Genomic DNA, 1,090 nt, shown 5'->3' on the forward strand with positions numbered 1-1,090 from the left:
GGCTTATATGACAAAAATGTGCATAATTTAGAGTCGTTTTCTTTTATGTGACAAAAATGTGCATGGAATCTTCTGCGTTCCGTTTATCTACTAGGCTTGTGACCCTTTATTAGGTTCTGGATGAGTATCTTTCTTCTCTCTACACTCATACCCCTGTGTAGGTTCAATTTTATCTTCAATTCAGAGTTTAGCGATTCCAAGGCATTATTCGTGTTCGGAATGTTCAGTTCTGGGTGGTCGTACCACGTCCACAGCCACGGCATGTTCCTCTTCAGGCTCAGATATGCGCTGCGCACAGCCTTGTGTGTGTAATGGGACTTTCCGTCTGGCGATGCCGTCCGCTCCCCTAGGAAATCCTCCCATTTTGCGTGCCACGCCTCCAAGGCTCCGACGAACGATTCCTTGTCCGTATGGCATAACATAAGCGTGAGCCTGAGCAATTCCCGAGAGGCCTCCAGTTTGGGTCTGGAAGTCAGCTTGGCCTTGACTGTCAGCACCTGGTGAAACTGACAAAGCTGGAATTTATACCTGGGGAACATCTTCCTGAGTCCCTTGAAGCCATCCGCCACGATAGCCAATATGGTGTGTCCGAGTGAATTGAGGTACGTGATTCCCTCCCAATAGTCTTCCAGACGTTCATGCCTGTCAATGAACTTGTACCAAAGCACCTCGCCGCTTAGCGAGTCCTTCATGATCACCACGCCGAAGTTGCGTCCCCAATAGGTTGTGTCCATCAGAACCACTATGGGACGCGCGCAGCATGTTGGAAGAGAAGCCTTGTAGGTCTTCGACAGCCTGCGGTAAACTGTCCTCGTGGACACTGCGTACTCCGTGGCCAAATCCTCGACGGTGAGATTGCCCTTTGAGTAACGGGTGTTCACCGTTTCTTCGGTAAGCCGCTTGTGACCTACAAATGTCCGGCCGCAGGACTTGCAGTACCAACGCTGACGGCCCTTGTGAAAGCCGCGTTTTACCACCGATTTTGAGCTGCAATAAAAGCAGATTTTTTGCCATAAATATATAAATGGAACAAAGGTAATGATTTACAAGTAGTTGAAACGTTTTTATGCACATTTTTGTCACATTAGCC

General features: G+C 48.4%; 1 protein-coding gene. It reads right to left on the reverse strand.

Annotated elements, in window-relative coordinates; all coding sequences use genetic code 11:
- Positions 1-83: 83 nt before the first annotated feature.
- Positions 84-734, reverse strand: a complete 651-nt coding sequence (locus tag DEM91_RS12515; protein WP_007175494.1) for a hypothetical protein — start codon at positions 732-734, stop codon at positions 84-86.
- Positions 735-1,090: the final 356 nt, after the last annotated feature.

Source organism: Prevotella sp. TCVGH (genome assembly GCF_023522295.1).
Classification (GTDB): Bacteria; Bacteroidota; Bacteroidia; order Bacteroidales; family Bacteroidaceae; genus Prevotella; species Prevotella timonensis.

What these genes read in the sequence shown, in the direction of transcription:
- DEM91_RS12515 (WP_007175494.1), bottom strand. Translation starts at nt 734, where the DNA reads ATGGACACAACCTATTGGGGACGCAACTTCGGCGTGGTGATCATGAAG.